18 protein-coding genes and 1 tRNA gene are annotated in these 18208 nt (G+C 68.3%); 5 read left to right on the top strand and 14 right to left on the bottom strand.

Annotation, left to right across the window (positions count from 1 at the left end; genetic code table 11):
* Positions 1-19: 19 nt before the first annotated feature.
* A complete protein-coding gene (locus PRL19_RS11370) occupies positions 20-1426 on the bottom strand; it encodes a class II 3-deoxy-7-phosphoheptulonate synthase (RefSeq protein ID WP_273743043.1) in 1407 nt (468 codons plus the stop codon).
* Positions 1427-1574: 148 nt separating this feature from the next.
* Between PRL19_RS11370 and PRL19_RS11365 the strand changes: the two genes are divergently transcribed.
* Positions 1575-2555: a GlxA family transcriptional regulator gene (locus tag PRL19_RS11365; RefSeq protein ID WP_045999452.1), complete on the top strand. Its 981-nt coding sequence runs from the start codon at positions 1575-1577 to the stop codon at positions 2553-2555.
* 127 nt (positions 2556-2682) lie between these two features.
* Positions 2683-3795, top strand: a complete 1113-nt coding sequence (locus tag PRL19_RS11360) for a Hint domain-containing protein (RefSeq protein WP_273743042.1) — start codon at positions 2683-2685, stop codon at positions 3793-3795.
* Here PRL19_RS11360 and ftsY read toward each other — a convergent pair.
* From ftsY to PRL19_RS11330, 6 genes are all read right to left on the bottom strand, one after another.
* Positions 3792-4799, bottom strand: coding sequence for a signal recognition particle-docking protein FtsY (gene ftsY / locus PRL19_RS11355; protein ID WP_139597430.1), 1008 nt, complete (start codon positions 4797-4799; stop codon positions 3792-3794). The two genes, PRL19_RS11360 and ftsY, sit on opposite strands and share 4 nt — an antisense overlap.
* 107 nt (positions 4800-4906) lie before the next feature.
* Entirely contained in the window at positions 4907-6505 is a 1599-nt protein-coding gene (gene pgi, locus PRL19_RS11350) for a glucose-6-phosphate isomerase (protein WP_273743041.1), read from the bottom strand.
* 9 nt (positions 6506-6514) lie between these two features.
* Positions 6515-7186, bottom strand: a complete 672-nt coding sequence (pgl, locus tag PRL19_RS11345; RefSeq protein ID WP_273744502.1) for a 6-phosphogluconolactonase — start codon at positions 7184-7186, stop codon at positions 6515-6517.
* Between the two features lie 2 nt (positions 7187-7188).
* Positions 7189-8634 carry a glucose-6-phosphate dehydrogenase gene (zwf, locus tag PRL19_RS11340; RefSeq protein WP_273743040.1) on the bottom strand — a complete coding sequence of 482 codons (1446 nt, stop codon included), beginning with the start codon at positions 8632-8634 and terminating at the stop codon, positions 7189-7191.
* Positions 8635-8694: 60 nt separating this feature from the next.
* Complete coding sequence (locus PRL19_RS11335) at positions 8695-9234, bottom strand: RSP_2648 family PIN domain-containing protein (RefSeq protein WP_273743039.1); 540 nt, start codon at positions 9232-9234, stop codon at positions 8695-8697.
* Positions 9234-10466: an RSP_2647 family RNA methyltransferase gene (locus tag PRL19_RS11330; RefSeq protein ID WP_273743038.1), complete on the bottom strand. Its 1233-nt coding sequence runs from the start codon at positions 10464-10466 to the stop codon at positions 9234-9236. The genes PRL19_RS11335 and PRL19_RS11330 overlap by 1 nt, the downstream gene beginning before the upstream one ends.
* Before the next feature lie 122 nt (positions 10467-10588).
* Between PRL19_RS11330 and edd the strand changes: the two genes are divergently transcribed.
* Positions 10589-12391, top strand: a complete 1803-nt coding sequence (gene edd / locus PRL19_RS11325) for a phosphogluconate dehydratase (protein ID WP_273743037.1) — start codon at positions 10589-10591, stop codon at positions 12389-12391.
* Between the two features lie 4 nt (positions 12392-12395).
* Here the strand turns inward: edd and PRL19_RS11320 are convergent, their stop codons facing one another.
* Positions 12396-13262: a LysR family transcriptional regulator gene (locus PRL19_RS11320; protein ID WP_273743036.1), complete on the bottom strand. Its 867-nt coding sequence runs from the start codon at positions 13260-13262 to the stop codon at positions 12396-12398.
* Positions 13263-13396: 134 nt separating this feature from the next.
* Here PRL19_RS11320 and PRL19_RS11315 point away from each other — a divergent pair, with 134 nt between their 5' ends.
* Entirely contained in the window at positions 13397-13639 is a 243-nt protein-coding gene (locus PRL19_RS11315; RefSeq protein ID WP_273743035.1) for a DUF1127 domain-containing protein, read from the top strand.
* Here PRL19_RS11315 and PRL19_RS11310 read toward each other — a convergent pair.
* The 6 genes from PRL19_RS11310 to PRL19_RS11285 form a co-directional block, all read right to left on the bottom strand.
* Positions 13636-14100 (bottom strand): arsenate-mycothiol transferase ArsC, encoded by a 465-nt coding sequence (locus tag PRL19_RS11310; protein WP_045999460.1) that lies wholly within the window; start codon positions 14098-14100, stop codon positions 13636-13638. The two genes, PRL19_RS11315 and PRL19_RS11310, sit on opposite strands and share 4 nt — an antisense overlap.
* A gap of 4 nt (positions 14101-14104) precedes the next feature.
* The gene (locus PRL19_RS11305) at positions 14105-14584 is read right to left on the bottom strand and encodes a UPF0262 family protein (protein WP_127898242.1); all 480 of its coding nucleotides are present in this window, start codon (positions 14582-14584) and stop codon (positions 14105-14107) included.
* On the bottom strand, positions 14581-15894 hold the full coding sequence (hisD, locus tag PRL19_RS11300; RefSeq protein ID WP_273744501.1) for a histidinol dehydrogenase: 1314 nt from the start codon (positions 15892-15894) through the stop codon (positions 14581-14583). Before hisD ends, PRL19_RS11305 begins: the two co-directional genes overlap by 4 nt.
* A 116-nt stretch (positions 15895-16010) precedes the next feature.
* A complete protein-coding gene (locus PRL19_RS11295) occupies positions 16011-16487 on the bottom strand; it encodes a DUF2948 family protein (protein WP_273743034.1) in 477 nt (158 codons plus the stop codon).
* Between the two features lie 3 nt (positions 16488-16490).
* Positions 16491-17762 (bottom strand): UDP-N-acetylglucosamine 1-carboxyvinyltransferase, encoded by a 1272-nt coding sequence (gene murA / locus PRL19_RS11290; protein ID WP_045999463.1) that lies wholly within the window; start codon positions 17760-17762, stop codon positions 16491-16493.
* Positions 17762-17932: a hypothetical protein gene (locus PRL19_RS11285; RefSeq protein WP_273743033.1), complete on the bottom strand. Its 171-nt coding sequence runs from the start codon at positions 17930-17932 to the stop codon at positions 17762-17764. The genes murA and PRL19_RS11285 overlap by 1 nt, the downstream gene beginning before the upstream one ends.
* Positions 17933-18069: 137 nt before the next feature.
* Between PRL19_RS11285 and PRL19_RS11280 the strand changes: the two genes are divergently transcribed.
* Positions 18070-18144, top strand: a tRNA-Thr gene (locus PRL19_RS11280).
* The last annotated feature ends 64 nt before the right edge of the window (positions 18145-18208 follow it).

Here is an 18208-nt window from a genome sequence, read left to right as displayed (position 1 = left end):
CGGCGGGGCCCTGTCGTGATCAGATGTTGGCGGCGGTCCGCACGGGCGCGGCGTCCTCGCGCCGGGCGCGCAGTTCCTCGGCGACCAGGAAGGCCAGCTCCAGCGACTGACTGGCGTTCAGGCGCGGATCGCAGGCAGTGTGATAGCGGTCCGACAGATCCTCGTCCGTGACGGCGCGCACGCCGCCGGTGCATTCGGTCACGTCCTTGCCGGTCATCTCGAAATGCACGCCGCCGGGGATCGTGCCCTCGGCCTTGTGGACGCCGAAGAATTCGCGGACCTCGCGCAGGATCGAATCGAAGGCGCGCGTCTTGTAGCCGGTCGACGACTTGATGACGTTGCCGTGCATCGGATCGCAGGACCAGACGACGTTCGCGCCCTCGTCCTGCACCGCGCGGATCAGGCGCGGCAGGTGGTCGCCCACCTTGCCCGCACCAAAGCGTGCAATAAGCGTCAGGCGCCCGGCCTCGTTGGCGGGGTTCAGCTTGGCCATCAGCACCTTGAGGTTGTCCGCCGTGGTCGTCGGGCCGCATTTCAGGCCGATCGGGTTCTGCACGCCGCGGCAGAACTCGACATGCGCGCCATCGGGCTGACGGGTGCGGTCGCCGATCCAGATCATGTGGCCCGACCCCGCCACCGGCAGGCCGGTGGTGCTGTCGATGCGGGCCAGGGCCTCCTCGTACTCCAGCAGCAGCGCCTCGTGGCTGGTGTAGAAATCGACCTTGGACAGCTGATGTGCGGTGTCGGAATTGACGCCCGCCGCCTGCATGAAGGCCATCGCGTCGCCGATGCGGCCGGCGATGTCGCGGTACCGCGCGGCCTCGGGGCCGCCCACGAAGTCGGCGATCCAGCTTTGCACGCGGTGCATGTCCGCGAAACCGCCGGTCGAGAAGGCGCGCAGCAGGTTCAGCGACGCCGCCGCCTGGGTATAGGCCGCCAGCATCCGCGTCGGGTCGGGAATGCGGGCCTCGGGGGTGAAATCGAACCCGTTGATGATGTCGCCGCGATAGCTGGGCAGCTCCACCCCGTCCATCACCTCGGTCGGGGCGCTGCGCGGCTTGGCGAACTGGCCCGCCATGCGCCCGACCTTGATCACGGGCATCTGCGCGCCCCAGGTCAGCACCACGGCCATCTGCAGCAGCACCTTGAAGGTGTCGCGCAGGTTGTCGGCGCTGAATTCGCTGAAGCTTTCGGCGCAGTCACCGCCCTGCAGCAGGAAGGCCCGGCCCGCGGCGGCATCCGCCAGCTGGGCGCGCAGGCGGCGCGCCTCTCCGGCAAAGACCAGCGGGGGATAGCGGCGCAGCTGCGACTCTACCCCCGCCAGCGCGGCGGGATCGGTATAGTCGGGCATCTGGACGCGCGGATAGGCGCGCCAGCCGGCCTTGTCCCAATCCTGGGTGGCGGTCTTGCGGGTCTGCTGCGTCATGTCCTGCGCTCCTTGAAAATGTCGCGTCGGTATAAACGCTAACAGTCGGCAGGAAAAGGGTCTGCCGCGGCCCTCCGGAAAGCCCCCTTGCCGTGGCGTCAAAAGGCTGTTTGGGTGCGGGGCGCAACCGCATGCAAAGATAGCCCCCATGCCATCCGAAAAACCGCGACGCTTCACCTTCCTGTTGCTGGATCGATTCACCATGCTGCCCTTCACGGCCGCGATCGAGCCCCTGCGTCTGGCCAACCGCGCGTCGGGGCAGACGCTGTTCGACTGGCGCCTGGTCGGGCCGCGGGGCGACGTGGCGACGTGCTCGAACGGGACGCGGGTGATGCTGGACGGCGGGCTGGACCTTGACGCCCCCCCGCCCGGCCGGGACGAGGTCGTGATCGTCTGCGGCGGCACCGACATCGCGCGCGAGGCGACGCGCCCGGTGCTGGCCTGGCTGCGCCGGCAGGCGCGCGGCGGGGCGGCGATGGGGGCGGTCTGCACCGGCACCTGGATCCTGGCCGAGGCCGGGTTGCTGGACGGCCGCAAGGCCACCATCCACTGGGAGAACCACGACGGCCTGGCCGAGGCCTTCCCCGAGGTCGACCTGTTCCGGTCGGTCTTCGTCCATGACGGCAACCGGCTGACCGCGGCGGGCGGGACCAGTTCGATCGACCTGATGCTGCACCTGATCGCGCTGGCGCAGGGGGACGCGCTGGCCGCGGACGTGGCCGACCAGATGCTGCACACCGCGATCCGAACCGACCAGGACAGCCAGCGCCTGTCGATCCCCACCCGCATCGGCGTGCGCCATCCGCGCCTAGCCGCCGTCATCGCACGGATGGAGGCGAACCTGGAGGACCCGGTCAGCCCCGCCCAACTGGCGCTGGATGCGGGCATGTCCACCCGGCAGCTGGAACGCCTGTTCCGCCGCTATCTGAACCGCAGCCCCAAGCGGTACTACATGGAAACCCGGCTTTCCCGCGCCCGCAACCTGCTGATGCAGACCGAGATGTCGATCATCGAGATCGCCCTGGCGTCCGGGTTTTCCAGCCCGTCGCATTTCTCGAAATGCTATCGTGCGCAATATGGCAGCACGCCCTATCGCGAACGCGGCACCTCGGCGTCGATCCCGGCCTGACCTGCGGAAAACGTTAACTTTTCCTAAATCGGTTAACCAAGCGTTAACCATTGTCGCCCTAGGGTCCGGTACTGCCCGGTGACATGTGACTGCCGGGTTCGTTCGACCGGCAGCACAAGGGTTTTCCATGGAACACACGATCACGGTCCTGACGATCAGCAATGTCATCCCGGCAGGCGGCATCGGCTTGCTGGCCGACGCCCCGTGGTCGAACGGCGCGCCGATCGTGATGAACGACCCGGTCCTCAGCACGATCGTGATCAGCGATGACGACGACGCGTTCCGCAGCGGCACCTATACATACGATGAGACGGACCAGCTTCTGGTCCATGACGCGGTCTTTGGTCATGGGGACAATGCAAAGATCACCCCTGCGGGAACGCAGATGTCGAATTTCGTCGCCTCGATCATCACCTCTGATGCGAAAGACAGCTATGTCGTCATGTATCCGCGCAGCTACGAGCATTATGGCGCCGGGACCGAATTCGGGGCCCGCCAGTCGCTTCTGATCTTCCCCATTCCCGATGACAACGGGATCGAGCCGGTCTTCGACCCCGGGGCGCGCTATACCTATGCGGGCGTTCGCAGCTTCGGGCCGGGTGACGACGCCCAGCCCTGGCCTGCCCCCACGGCGTCGGCCTGTTTCGCGCAGGACACGCTGATCCAGACGGCATCCGGGCCGTGCAGGGTTCAGGACCTGCGTCCCGGCACGCTTTTGCGGACGATGGACCACGGCTATCAGCCGGTCCTGTGGATCGGTCATCGCCGGATGCAGGCGCGCGATCTGGACCAGCGTCCCGACCAGCGACCGATCCGGATCGCGGCCCATGCCCTGGGCCCCGGCCAGCCCCGGCGCGATCTGGTCGTGTCGCCCCAGCACCGCCTGCTGATCCGCTCTCCCATCGCCGAGCGCATGACCGGCGAGGCGGAGGTTCTGGTCGCGGCGCGTCATCTGGTGGGCCTTCCGGGCATCACGGTGCAGGGCGAGCGTTGCGACATCACCTATTGGCACGTGCTGCTGGCCGATCATCAGGTACTGGTGGCCGAGGGCGCATGGGCGGAAAGCCTGCTGCCCGGTCCCGTCGCCCTGCGCGCCCTTGGGGCGCAGAACGCCCGGCGGATCAGGCAGCTGACGGCGGGACGCGCGCTGACGCCCGCACGGCCGTTGCTGTCGGGTCGCCATGCCCGGCGCCTGGTGCAGCGGCACGACCGCAACCGCAAGGCGCTGCTGGACGCCTAGAGACCGACCAGGGCGCGGGCGAATTCGTCCGCATCGAAGGCGTCCAGGTCGTCGATCTGTTCGCCGACGCCGATCGCGTGGATCGGCAGGCCGAAGCGGTCGGCCAAGGCCACCAGCACGCCGCCGCGCGCCGTGCCGTCCAGCTTGGTCATCACCAGCCCCGAGATATTGGCCAGCTTGCGAAACGTCTCGACCTGGCTCAGGGCGTTCTGGCCGGTGGTGGCGTCCAGCACCAGCAGGGTGTTGTGCGGCGCGTCGGGGTCCTTCTTGCGGATCACGCGGACGATCTTGGCCAGCTCCTCCATCAGGTCCTGGCGGTTCTGCAGGCGGCCGGCGGTGTCGATCATCAGCAGGTCGGCGCCATCGGCCTCGGCCCGGACCATCGCGTCCCATGCCAGGCTGGCCGGGTCGCTGCCCTGCGGCGCGACCATCACCGGCACGCCGGCCCGCTGGCCCCAGACCTGCAGCTGTTCGACCGCCGCGGCGCGGAACGTGTCGCCCGCGGCGATCACCACCGACTTGCCCGCGGCGCGGAACTGGCTGGCCAGCTTGCCGATGGTGGTCGTCTTGCCCGCGCCGTTGACGCCTACGACTAGCACAACCTGCGGCTTTTTCGGATAGATCGGCAGGGGGCGCGCGACCGGGGCCATGATGCGCCCGATCTCGGTCGCCAGAAGCTGTTTGAGCTCGGTCGAGGAGATGCGCCGGCCCATGCGCCCCTCGGCGATGTTGGCTGTGACGCGCAGGGCCGTCTCGACGCCCAGGTCGGCCTGGACCAGCATGTCCTCCAGCTCCTCCAGCATCTCGTCGTCCAGGGCGCGGCGGGGCTCCTCGACCTGCGCCTCGGCACGGCCGAACAGACGCCCGACCAGCCCCGACGGTTCGGGCGCCGCGGCGGGGGCGACGGGAGCCGTCGCGGTCTCTCCGACGATATCGTCCAGCCCCGCCCCGATCTTGGAGGAGGACCGCGTCAGCCGCTCTCGCAGTTTGGTAAAGAACGCCATGATCCGACCTTTCGCTGTGCCGGGCGGACCCTACCCGCTTGCGGCGCCAAGGAAAAGCCGCCCCGACGGATCGGGGCGGCTTTGATGTCCCACGGTTCGGGCGCGCGTCAGCCGCGCATCTGCCGGATCAGCCCCGCCAGCGCCTCGGTCGAGGGGTCGTGGCCGGGCGCGGCCTCTCCCTTCAGCAGCGGTTCGACCTTGAGGGCCAGTTCCTTGCCCAGCTCGACCCCCCACTGATCAAAGCTGTTGATGCCCAGGATCACGCCCTCGACAAAGACGCGCTGTTCGTACAGCGCGACGATCTGGCCCAAGGCGAACGGGGTCAGCTGCTCCATCAGCAGCGTGGTCGAGGGCCGGTTGCCGGGGAACACGCGATGGCGGGCCTGACGGTCCAGTTCGGCGCCCTCAAGGCCCTTGGCCTGCATCAGGGCGCGCGCCTCGTCCAGCGACCGTCCCCGCATCAGCGCCTCGGACTGCGCCAGGCAGTTCGCGGCCAGCAGGATGTGGTGATGCGCCAAGTCCGGCTCGTGCCCGCGCGCCGCCAGGATGAACTCGCAGGGGACTGGCATCGTGCCTTGGTGGATCAGCTGATAGAAGGCGTGCTGGCCGTTCGTGCCGGGTTCGCCCCAGACGACGGGGCCCGACACGACCTCCAGATCGCTGCCATCCATCGCCACGCGCTTGCCGTTCGATTCCATCTCCAGTTGCTGCAGATAGGCGGGCAGCCGCATCAGGCGGTTGTCATAGGGCAGCACCGCGCGGGTCGGATAACCGCAGATCTGGTGATGCCAGATGCCCGTCAGGGCCAGCATCACCGGCAGGTTCTGCGCCGGTTCGGCCGTGCGGAAATGCGCGTCCATCGCCGCGCCGCCGGCCAGGAACTGGTCGAACGCCTGCGGCCCCACGGCCAGCATCAGGGACAGCCCGATCGGGCCCCAGACGGAATAGCGCCCGCCGACCCAATCCTCGAAGCCGAAGACACGGTCTTCGGCGATGCCGAAATCGGCGGCCTTGGCGGCGGCAGTGGACAAGGCCACGAACTGCGCGCCCGGATCGGTGACCGAGGCGGCCATCCAGTCGCGGGCAGTCTGGGCATTGGTCATCGTCTCGATGGTGGTGAAGGTCTTGGAGGCGACGATCACCAGCGTGGTCGCAGGGTCCAGCCCCTTCAACGTGTCGGCGATGTCGGCACCGTCCACGTTGCTGACGAAATGCGTGCGCGGCCCGTCGTGATAGGGCGCCAGCGCCAGCACCGCCATGGCCGGGCCAAGGTCCGACCCGCCGATGCCGATATTGACCACGTCGGTGATGCGACCGCCCTGCCCCGCAAATCCGCCGTCGCGGACCTGGGTCGCAAAGCGGCTCATGCGCTGATGCGTCTCGCGCACCGCGGGCATGACGTCCTGGCCGTCGACGGTGACGCTGCCCTGCAGGTTGCGCAGCGCGGTGTGCAGGACGGCGCGGCCTTCGGTCTCGTTGATCTTCTCGCCCGCGAACATCGCGTCGCGGCGGGCCGCCACGGGGGCCGCCAGTTCCAGCAGCAGATCGCGCGCGCCCGCGTCGATCATCGTCTTGGAATAGTCGAAGGTCAGTCCGTCCGCCTGCACCCGGTAATCGGCGGCGCGGTCGGCGTCGAACAGCGCCTCGATCCGGCCCGACCCCTGGGCCTTGCGATGATCCTTGAGGCGGTTCCAAAGTGCGGTCATGTCAGTTCCTCATTCGGCCCAGTGGACGGTGGCCTGGTCAAGAAAGGCGCGGATCGGCGCCTGCATCGGGTCCGACTTCTGCGCGCGCTCCAGCGCTTCGCGCTTTTCGGGGCCCATGATCAGGACGTGGATGTTCAGCGCGTCGGCCAGAACCGGTCGCGTCAGGGTGATGCGCGGCTCCTCGGCGCCATCGGCGCGGATGGCCATGACGGGAGGCGCGCCTGCGGCCATCGCGGCCTCCAGGTGATCGGCGCCGGGGAACAGGCTGGCGGTGTGCATGTCGTTGCCCATGCCCAGCAGCACCACCGTCAACGGCAGCGTCGGCGCCAGCCGCTCTGCCAGGCCATCGGTCGCCAGATCGGGCGAGGCGTCGCCGGTATAGAGGTCGATATACTCGGCCGCGGCCGCCTTGTCCTTGAGCAGGTGGCGCCGCAACAGGCGAGAGTTCGACCGCTTGTGATCGCCGTCCACCCACCGTTCGTCGCCCAGGACGACGGTGACGCGGGACCAGTCCAGATCGGTGCCCGACAGCGTCTCGAACACGGGCGCCGGAGAGGTGCCGCCCGGCACGCACAGCGTGGCGCGGTCATTGCCACGCAGATGCTGCGCCAGCTGCGAGGCGATGCGGTCCGCGACCGACAGGGCCAGCATCTCGCGGTCGGGGTATTCCTTGAAATCCATGCTCATGCCCTGATCTCCCTCCAGCGACGGTTGTCGCGGTGCATCAGGCGCAACGCCTCCTCGGGCCCCGAGGATCCGCTGTCATAGGGTTCGGGCCGGCGCTTGCCCTCCTCCCAGGACTTGATGATCGGGTCGGTCCAGGCCCAGGCCGCCTCGACCTCGTCACCGCGCATGAACAGCGTCTGGTTGCCGCGGATCACGTCCATGATCAGCCGCTCGTAGGCGTCGGGCATGTCCGCGCCCTCCGGCCCTAGGGCATCGGCAAAGGACATGTCCAGCGGCACCTGCACCAGGCGCATGCCGCCCGGCCCCGGCTCCTTGATCATCACCTTGAGGTTCATGCCCTCGTTCGGCTGCAGGCGGATGACCAGCTCGTTGGCCTTGGGATGGCCGCTGTCGTCGAAGATCGAATGCGGCGGTTCCTTGAAGGTGATCGCGATCTCGCTGGTCCGCGCGCGCAGCTTCTTTCCGGTGCGCAGATAGAAGGGTGTGCCCTGCCAGCGCCAGTTGGAAATCCGAACCTTCATCGCGACATAGCTTTCGGTGCGCGAATCGGGGTTCTCGGCGTCGGTCAGATAGTCGCTGCCCTCGCCCTGATACTGACCGCGGACGATGTCGGCGGGCTCCAACGGCTCCAGCGCGCGGATCACCTTCAGCTTTTCGTCGCGCACGGCGTCGGGGTCGAAGTGATAGGGCGGCTCCATCGCGATCAGGCACAGAAGCTGCATCATGTGGTTCTGGACCATGTCCCGGATCGCGCCGGACTTGTCGTAATAGCTGCCGCGTCCGGCCACGCCCACGGTCTCGGCCACGGTGATCTGGACGTGGTCGACATACTGCGCATTCCACAGCGGCTCGAACAGCACGTTGGCGAAGCGCACCGCCATCAGGTTCTGGACGGTTTCCTTGCCCAGGTAATGGTCGATCCGATAGATCTGCTGTTCGTTGAAATGCTGCGCCAGCGTGGCGTTCAGCGCCTTGGCGCTGGCCAGGTCGCGGCCGAACGGCTTTTCGACCACGATGCGGCTGTCGTCATCGGCGATGCCGTGGCCCGCCAGACGCTCCGCGATGTCGCCGAACAGCGCCGGCGCGACCGAGAAATAGAACGCATGGACCGCGCCCTTGCGCATCCGGTCCTTCAGCGCCTGCCAGCCGCCCTCGCCCTTGGCATCGATGGAGACATAGCCCAGCAAGCCCAGAAACTCGGCCAGCTGCGGGTCGTCCGCCTTGGCGCCCGCGAATTCGCAGATGGCCTTGGACGCCTCGGCGCGGAAGGCGTCGTCGTCCTGGTCGGTGCGCGCGGCGCCGATGATCTGGCTGGTGGCCGGGAACTGTCCCGCCTTGAAGCGCCGGTAGAGACCGGGCAGGATCTTGCGATGGGCCAGATCGCCCGTGGCGCCAAAGATCACGAGGTCGAAGTCATCGACCGGAATGACACGAGAGACCATGCTGTCCTCCTGTTGGGTGGCGTTCGCCTTACCCCTTGTTAGCGATAACAGCAATGCCGTTCAACCTTTCACTGCACGCGCCAGCCGCGGAAGGCGGCAGCGCTTCAGCATCTCGGCCATGCTCATGGCACCGCCGGCGGCCTCTGCACGGTCGCGGGCGGCCTGCAGCGTGGACAGGACCTTGGGCCGGTCGCGCGCCACAAGGTCCAGCAGAAACGCATCGGGATGGATGGCGCGCAGGCCCAGCCCGGCCATCATCCGTTGCGGGAAATCGCGTAGGTTCGCGGTGACGATCAAGGATGCGTCCCCGGCCAGGGCAGCCTCGACCACATGGCGGTCGGCAGGGTCGGGAAAGTCCAGATCGATCGCCGCCTGCCCGTCATCGGGCTGAACCGCCTGCGGAAAGCGCAGGCGCAGAAGCGCGATCTGGGCCCCCGCGACGCTTTCGGCATCAGGGCCTATGCGGGCGGCGGCGCGGTGCCATTCCTCCAGGATGCGGTCCGACCAAAGCGCGTGGTAAAGCCCCACCTGCGCCAGATCGGTCAGGATCTCGCGCAGGATGGTGGGGAATAGCACATTGGCGTCCAGGACGGCGCGCATCAGTCCAGCCGGAAGAACAGCGCCTTGAGATAGCCCGTCTCGGCCAGCTGCGGCAGGGTCGGATGGTCGGGACCGGCCTGACCGGTATGGATCAGCACCCCACGCCGCCCGCCGCGCCCGATGCCGCGCGCGCTGACATTGCGGAACGCGGTCAGGTCGGCCGCGTGCGAACAGCTGCACAGGACCAGATAGCCCCCCGGCGCGACCAGCGGCGCGGCCATCTTGGCCACCCGCTCATAGGCGCGCAGGCCCTTTTCCAGCGCGGGCTTCGACGGCGCGAAGGCCGGCGGGTCGCAGACCACCACGTCGAAGGTCCGCCCCTGTTCGGCCAGGGCCTCCAGCGCGTCGAAGGCATCCGACTGCTGCGTCTCCAGCCGGTCCGCGGCACCCATGGCGGCTGCACCGCCCCGTGCCAGCTCCAGCGCGGGCGCGCTGCCGTCGATGCAAAGCGCGCTGTCGGCCCCCGCCGCCAGCGCCGCCAGGCCGAAGCCGCCCACATGGCTGAACACGTCCAGGACCGAGCCGCCATCCACCAGCCGCTGCGCAAAGGCATGGTTCGGGCGCTGGTCGAAGAACAGGCCCGTCTTCTGCCCGCCCAGAAGGTCGGCCAGATAGGTCGCGTCGTTCATGCGCACCTGGACCGGGCCGGATGGGGCCGTGCCGCGGATGACCTCCAGCCGCTCGGCCAGACCCTCCAGGCCGCGCGACCGCCCCTGCCCGTTCAGGACGACCGTGGAGACGCCCGCGACCTCGATCAGCGCATCGGCGATGTCCTCGGCCATGCCGTCGGCCCAGGCCGCGTTGGGCTGGATCACCGCCGCGTCGCCGAAGCGGTCGATGACCAGGCCCGGCAGGCCGTCGGCCTCGGCATGGACCAGACGATAGAAGGGCTCGTCATAGATCCGCTGGCGCATCTGCAGGGCGTGGGTAAGGAGCGCGCGCAGCCAGGCGCCGTCGATCACCGCGCCCGGGTCGGTGTCCATCACGCGGGCGATGATCTTGCTGACCGGGTTCACTGTCACCAGGGCCAGCGGCTGACGCTCGGCATCCTCCAGCACCGCCAGGCCGCCGGGGGGCAGCGCCTTGGTGCGGCGGTCCAGTACCGCCTCGTCGGCAAAGACCCAGGGGAAGCCATGGCGGATCGCCTGCGGCTTGGATTTCGGGCGCAACCGGATCACGGCGCGATCGTTGGGATGGCCGGCGGTCTGGTCGTCGCTGTGCAGTTCGCTCATGGCAAAACTCCTTTTGCGGTCGATCTGACATTTCCCACCCCCGCGCACAAGGCTGGCCACCGCCGATGGTTGAACCGTTAACGCTAACGGCGTATAGTGCCGCAAAGCCAGAGGAGGCACCCATGACCCTTCACGCCATGATCGACCGCGTCACCGACCGCATCCGCGAGCGGTCCCATGACAGCCGCAGCGCCTACCTGGCCAAGATCGCCCGTGCGGCGCAGGACGGCCCGGCCCGTGCGCACCTGTCCTGCGGCAACCAGGCCCATGCCTATGCCGCGATGGACGACAAGGTCGACATGGCGACGACGCGAAAGCCCAATATCGGGATCGTGACGGCCTATAACGACATGCTGTCGGCGCATCAGCCCTTTGAACGCTATCCCGACGTGATCCGCGCCGCGGGCCGCGCGGCGGGGGCCACGGTGCAGGTCGCGGGCGGCGTCCCGGCCATGTGCGACGGCGTGACGCAAGGCCGCCCGGGGATGGAGCTGTCGCTGTTCTCGCGCGACGTGATCGCGCTGGCCGCCGGGGTGGCCCTGTCGCATGACTGCTTTGATTCGGCACTGTACCTGGGCGTCTGCGACAAGATCGTGCCGGGGCTGATCATCTCGGCCGCGACCTTCGGGCATATCCCGGCGGTCTTCGTCCCCGCGGGTCCGATGCCCTCGGGCCTGCCCAATGACGAGAAATCCAAGGTCCGCCAGCAATTCGCCACCGGAGAGGTCGGCCGCGACGAGCTGATGAAGGCCGAGATGGCCAGCTATCATTCGGCTGGCACCTGCACCTTCTACGGCACCGCGAACACCAACCAGATGCTGATGGAGTTCATGGGCCTGCACCTGCCTGGCTCAAGCTTCGTGAACCCGAACACGCCGCTGCGCGAGGCGCTGACCGTGGCCGCGGTCCAGCGCGCGGCGCAGATCACCAATCTGGGCAACGAATACACCCCCGCCGGTCAGGTGCTGGACGAACGCGCCTTCGTGAACGGCATCGTCGGCCTGATGGCCACGGGCGGGTCCACCAACCTGGTCCTGCACCTGCCCGCCATGGCGCGGGCGGCGGGCGTCATCATCGACATCGCCGATTTCCACGACCTGTCGGAGAATGTGCCGCTGATGGCGCGGGTCTATCCCAACGGGTTGGCCGACGTGAACCATTTCCACGCGGCGGGGGGCCTGGGCTACATGATCGGGCAGCTGCTGGAGGCGGGCCTGCTGCACCCGGACGTCAAGACGATCACCGGGTCGGGGCTGGACAGCTATGTCCGCGAACCCAAGCTGGACGGCGACACCATCCGGTGGGAGGACGGCGCGCGCACCACGCTGAACGACCGCATCCTGCGCCCCGCCGGCGATCCGTTCGCAGCCACGGGCGGGCTGAAGCAGCTGCAGGGCAACCTGGGCCGCGGCGTCATCAAGATCAGCGCCGTCGCCCCCGAACGCCACCTGATCGAGGCCCGCGCCCGCGTGTTCCAGGACCAGGAATCGGTCAAGACCGCCTTCCGCGCCGGCGAGTTCACTGAGGACACGATCGTCGTCGTCCGCTTTCAGGGGCCGCGCGCCAACGGCATGCCGGAACTGCATTCGCTGACCCCGACGCTGGCGGTCCTGCAGGACCGCGGCCTCAAGGTCGCGCTGGTCACCGACGGGCGCATGTCGGGCGCGTCGGGCAAGGTGCCTGCCGCGATCCACGTCTCGCCCGAGGCGGCGATGGGTGGCCCGCTGGCGCGGCTGCGCGACGGCGACCGGGTGCGGCTGGATGCGGCGAACGGCACGCTGGAATGCCTGGAGGCCGATTTCGACACCCGCGATGCCGCCGTCTTCGACCCCAAAGGCAGCCACGAGGGCCTGGGACGCGAGCTGTTCGCGGCCTTCCGCGCCAATGCTGGGCCTGCGACCGAAGGCGCGGGCGTGGTGGTCTGATCCGTCAGGCGGCGGCGGCGACCTCGCAGACGACGCGGCGCAGATAGCCCGCGAAATCCGAGGCCGTCCGCCGCGCCGGGCCGTCCGCCACATAGACGTTCAACCAGGTCGGCGGCAGCGGCGGCAGCCCGCCGCCATGTACCACATCCTCCAGCCCCGCCTGCGGAATGCCGCGGGGGCGCACGGTGACGCCCAGATCGGCGGCGGCCAGGATGTGCCAGTTCTCGTCCCCGCCCTCTCCGGCAGGGTGGGTCCATCCGATCCCTGCCGCATCCAGCGCGGCGATGGCCGCAGGGTAATAGGCGCAGTGCGACGATGTCGCCAGCGCCAGCGGCCGATCCTGCCACGCGCTGCCGCCCACCGCGCCCACCCAGGCCAGATCGACCTTGGCCAGATGGATCGCGCCCGCCGGCGCCTCGAATTCGGTGGTCAGGATGACGTCATGCTCGCCCCGCCGCATCTGTGCCCGCAGGTCCTTGGTCCGGGCGTCGCGCATGACCAGTTCGACCCGGGGGTAATCCTTGCGAAAGGCGCGCACGGTCTGGGCGACCTTGGCGAACAGCCAGTCGCTGCTGAGACCCACGCGCAGCTTCTGTTCGGGCTGCAGCCCGGTATAGCGCGACAGGATCGCATCGTTCAGCGCCACCAGCTTGCGGCTTTCGCCCAACAGGTCCTGCGCGAAATCCGACAGGATGACCCCCCGGCCGACCTTGGCCAGCATGGGACGGCCGAACACCTCCTCCAGCCGCTTCATCTGCATCGACAGGGCGCTTTGCGTCATGTTCAGCGCCTCGGCCGCCCGGGTGACGGCACCGTATTCGGCGACCGCCTGCAACGACCGCAGCGTCGCGATATCCAGATTGCGCATCATCCATTTTCCCTGATGGATCACATCAAAACCATTCGTTTCACAAATACGCCCTCGGACGGTACTCATCAACTGGAAAGATGATCGGAACAATATCCATCATCATTGCTGATGCATTCAATCAAGGAGGCTGAACGATGACCCAGAAGAACGCCCTGCTGCGCGTGGTGACCGGCCATGGCATCCTGCCCCGCCCTTGGTGGGTGGAACGCGTATTGACCATGTTCGACGTACGCCGCACCCGCATCGACCTGTCGCGCCTGTCCGACGACCAGCTGCGCGACATCGGTTTGTCCCGCGACGACGTGATCGCCGAGATGTCCCGCCCCATCTGGGACGTGCCCGCCCATTGGCGCCAGGACCGGGACGTCCGCTGCTAGGCCAGGTCGTGCGGCGGGCCGAAGCGGGCGCGCATCCGCGTCTCGATCTGGTCGCGGGTCTGGCGATAGGCCGCCAGCCGCGCCTCGCGCCCTTCGGCAAGGCCGGTCGGGTCCATGATCGGCCAGTATTCCACGTCCAGATGCGCATGACGCGTCATTTCCAGCGCCATCCGCTGGCTGGCCGGCGACAGGGCCACGATCAGGTCGAACTGGCCCAGGTCGTCGCCCCAGTCCTGCATCTCCTCGAAGCTGCGGCTGCGGTGGTTGGCCAGCGGCACGCCGATCTCGTCGCAGACGGCGATGGCGAAGCCGTCGACCTCCATGTCGTTCTTCACGCCCGCCGACTGGACATAGGCCGCGCGGCCATAGAACTTCTTCATCATCCCCTCGGCCATGGGCGAGCGGATGGAATTGTGGTCGCAGCAGAACAGAACCGATGAGGGGATCTTGTCCTGCGTCATCGGATCAGCCCTGCGGGATCAGCGCACAGATCAGGGTGAACAGGCGGCGCGCGGTGTCGATGTCCAGGCTGGCCTTGCCCTCCAGCCGCTCCTGCAGGGTGCGCGCGCCTTCGTTGTGGATGCCGCGCCGGGCCATGTCGATCGCCTCGATCTGGGCTGGGGGCAGGCGCTTGACCGCGTCGAAATAGCTTTGGCAGATCTGGAAGTAGTCCTTGACCACCTGCCGGAACGGCCCAAGGGACAGGTGGAACTCGGCCACCTTGGTCGCATCCTCGGCGGTGACGTCGAAGACCAGCCGCCCTTCGCGGATGCACAGCTCCAGCACGAAAGGCCCGTCTGGCGCGGCACCCCCGTCGCGGCCGGGAACGGCAAAGCTGTTGTCCTCGATCAGATCGAAGATGGCGACGCGCCGCTCCTGCTCCATTTCCGGCGTGGCCGGGGCGATGGCGCTGTCGTCGATCTCGATCCGGGTGATGCGGCTCATTCCAGCGGTCTTTCGTTCAATGTCCCCAGCCGAGCCTGAACCGAAGCGCCATGCGCCTGCAAGCCCTCGGATGCGGCCAGACGCACCGCGGCGGGGCCGATCGCGGCCAATGCCCCCGGCGTCAGCCGCGCCATGGTGGTGCGCTTGAGGAAGTCCATCACCGACAGGCCGGAACTGAACCGCGCCGACCGCGCCGTGGGCAGGACGTGATTCGGGCCGCTGACATAATCGCCCACCGCCTCGGGCGTATGCGCGCCCAGAAAGATCGCGCCGGCGTGGATGCATTTGGCCGCCAGCCCCTCGGGGTCGGCCACGCACAGTTCCAGATGCTCGGGCGCGATGCGGTTCGACAGGGCTGCGGCCTGATCCAGGTCATCCACGACGATCAGCGTGCCGTAATCACGCCAGCTGGCCCCCGCGATGGCCGCGCGATCCAGCGTCGGTATGATCCGCTCGACCTCTGCCGCGACCGCGCGGGCCATGGCGGGGTCGGTGGTGATCAGGATCGACTGTGCATCCGCGTCATGCTCGGCCTGCGCCAGCAGGTCCCAGGCCAGCCATTCGGGGTTCTGGTCCGCGTCCGCGATGACCAGAACCTCGGACGGGCCCGCAATCATGTCGATGCCCACGCGGCCGAACACCTGCCGCTTGGCCGCCGCGACATAGGCGTTGCCGGGACCGGTGATCTTGTCGACCGGCGCGATGGTCTCCGTGCCGTAAGCCATCGCCGCCACCGCCTGCGCGCCACCGATGCGATAGATCTCATCCACCCCCGACAGCTGCGCCGCCAGCAGGACCAGCGGGTTGATCACCCCGTCCGGCGTCGGCACGCAGATGACCAGCCGTTCCACCCCCGCCACCCGCGCCGGGATCGCGTTCATCAGCACGCTGGAGGGATAGGCCGCCTGCCCGCCCGGCACATAGAGGCCTGCCGCCGACACGGCACTCCACCGCCAGCCCAGGGTCGCGCCCTCGGGGTCGGTCCAGCTGGCATCCTCGGGCATTTGGCGGGCGTGATAGGCGCGGATACGCTCGGCCGCCAGGGCCAGGGCCGCGCGGTCCTCGGGCGTCACGCGGGCCACCTGCTCCGCGATCTCCTCGGGAGAGAAGCGCAGCGTGGCGGGCGTCAGGTCCAGCCGGTCGAACCGGGTCGTCAGATCGCACAGGGCCGCGTCGCCGCGGTCGCGGACATCGCGGATGATGGCGGTGACCGCGTCGTTCACGTCCGACGAATCCTCGCGCTTGGCACCCAGCATCGCGCGGAAGCCCTGTTCGAAATCGGCATCGGTGCTGTTCAGAAAGACCGGCATCATCATTCCCTTCGTGTTCCCGCGCGCCCCTATCCTGCGCCCCCGCCCGGCTCAAGCGTCAGGGGGCGGACAGGATGCCGCGGGCTTCGTTCTTGCCCAAAGACCCGGAAGCGGCCCTAGTCCGGATGCCGCGGTGCCTTGCCCGACACCGCCCGATGCGGGCGCGTCACGTCGCGCAGGTCCAGATTGATGCATTCGACATCGGCCAGGATCGTCCCGTCCCCCGCGAAATCCAGCGACAGGCGACCTGTCCCGTCCTCTCCGGCCTGCCAACGGATCGCCAGCAGCGACAGGACGGTGTCCCCGTCGTGCCCGACGCCGTCGCTGACGACGCGCATCACGTCGCTGATGACCAGCACCGAACGCACGCGTTCGAATTCGCGGTTCTGCGTCCGGGCGTCCGCGGCATCCTCCCACCGAAAGCGCGTGATCAGAAGCGACAGCCGCCGCGCCTTGGCATCATGGCTGATGTCGGCGCCTGTAAGCACCGCATCCTGGACCAGCGAGGACAGGATGCGCAGGTCGGCCTCGTCCTCGGCCCTCAGGGCCAGCGGCCGGGGGTCGGCATCGGCGAAACGGGCATCCTCTGCCATGGATCACTCCTCCTTGACGCGTTCGATATGGGCACCCACGCCGCGCAGCTTGCGCACGACATGTTCGTAACCCCGATCCAGGTGATAGACGCGGCTGACGGTCGTCTGCCCCTGTGCGGCCATCCCGGCCAGGATCAGGCTGACCGAGGCGCGCAGGTCGGTGGCCATCACCGGCGCCCCGCGCAGCTTCTCGACCCCGGTGACGGTCGCATGGCCGCCATGAACCTCGATCTGCGCGCCCATGCGGGCCAGTTCGGGCGCGTGCATGAAGCGGTTCTCGAAGATCGTCTCCTCCAGCACCGATGTGCCCTCGGCCAGGCACATCAGTGCCATGAACTGCGCCTGCAGGTCGGTGGGGAAACCGGGAAAGGGCTCGGTCCGGACATCGACGGCGCGCACGCGGCCGTTCCTGCGCGCGACCTTGAGCCCGCGCTCGGTCTCCTCGACGCTGATCCCGGCCTCGTCCAGCTTCTCGCAGAAGGCCGCCAGCAGCTCGATCCGGCCGCCCAGCAGCTCGACTTCGCCGCCGCACATGGCGGGCGCCAGCATATAGGTGCCCAGTTCGATCCGGTCGGTCACCACAGGATGCGTCGCGCCATGCAGGGCCTGCACACCCTGGATGGTGATGGTCCCCGTCCCCTCGCCCTCGATCTGGGCGCCCATCGCACGCAGGCAGCGGGCCAGATCGACGATCTCGGGCTCGCGCGCGGCGTTCTTAAGGACGGTCGTGCCGCGCGCCAGCGTGGCGGCCATCAGCGCGTTTTCCGTCGCGCCCACCGACACGACCGGGAACTCGAATACCGCGCCCTTCAGGCCCCCCGCCGGTGCCTTGGCGTGGACATAGCCCTCGCACAGGTCCAGCGTTGCCCCCATCGCCTCCAGCGCGCGCAGGTGCAGGTCCACGGGCCGCGCGCCGATCGCGCAGCCGCCGGGCAGCGACACCTCGGCCACGCCGTCCCGTGCCAGCATCGGCCCCAGCACCAGGATCGAGGCACGCATCTTGCGCACGATGTCGTATTCCGCCCGGTGGCTGGTCATCGCATGACTGGACAGCGCCAGAACCTGGCCCTCCTGCAGGCTGGCGACCTCGGCCCCAAGCGAGCCCAGCAGCGCGGTCATGGTGCGAATGTCGGACAGGCGGGGCGCATTGGTCAGCGTCAGCGGCTGATCGGTCAACAGCGTCGCGGGCATCAGCGTCAGGCAGGCGTTCTTGGCACCCGCAATGGGGATTTCCCCGTGAAGGGGGCCGTTCCCCGTGACGATGATCTGGTCCATCAGCTGTCCTTGCCTGTCTCGCCGCCCGCACCCGGGGCAGTCTTGTTGTCGTCCCGATCCGCCCGCGCCCGCGCCTGTTCCTTGCGCCGTGCCAGATTCGCGCGCAGCGCCTGTCGCAGGCGTTCCTCGCGGCTGTCGGGGCTTGGCTTGTCATTGCGTCGGTCGGTCATGGCAGTCCTGTTAGCGCCGCGCGGGCCGCACGTCCAGCAAACGCACACGCCGCGCGCGATCAATCGTCAAAATCCCGAAAAATCGTTCGGACCCCCTTGCAGGGGTCGAAACCTTTGTCTAAACGCCCCCTCACGTTGCTGTGGTAGCTCAGTGGTAGAGCACACCCTTGGTAAGGGTGAGGTCGAGAGTTCAATCCTCTCTCACAGCACCATTCACCCACAAATGCACCCAGATCCCGCGCCGCAGGGTTGTTGCGTCACCCGCAGATGCTGCGG

Source organism: Paracoccus marcusii (assembly GCF_028621715.1).
Taxonomy (GTDB): Bacteria; Pseudomonadota; Alphaproteobacteria; order Rhodobacterales; family Rhodobacteraceae; genus Paracoccus; species Paracoccus marcusii.
This window is presented reverse-complemented; position numbering and strand designations above follow the sequence as displayed.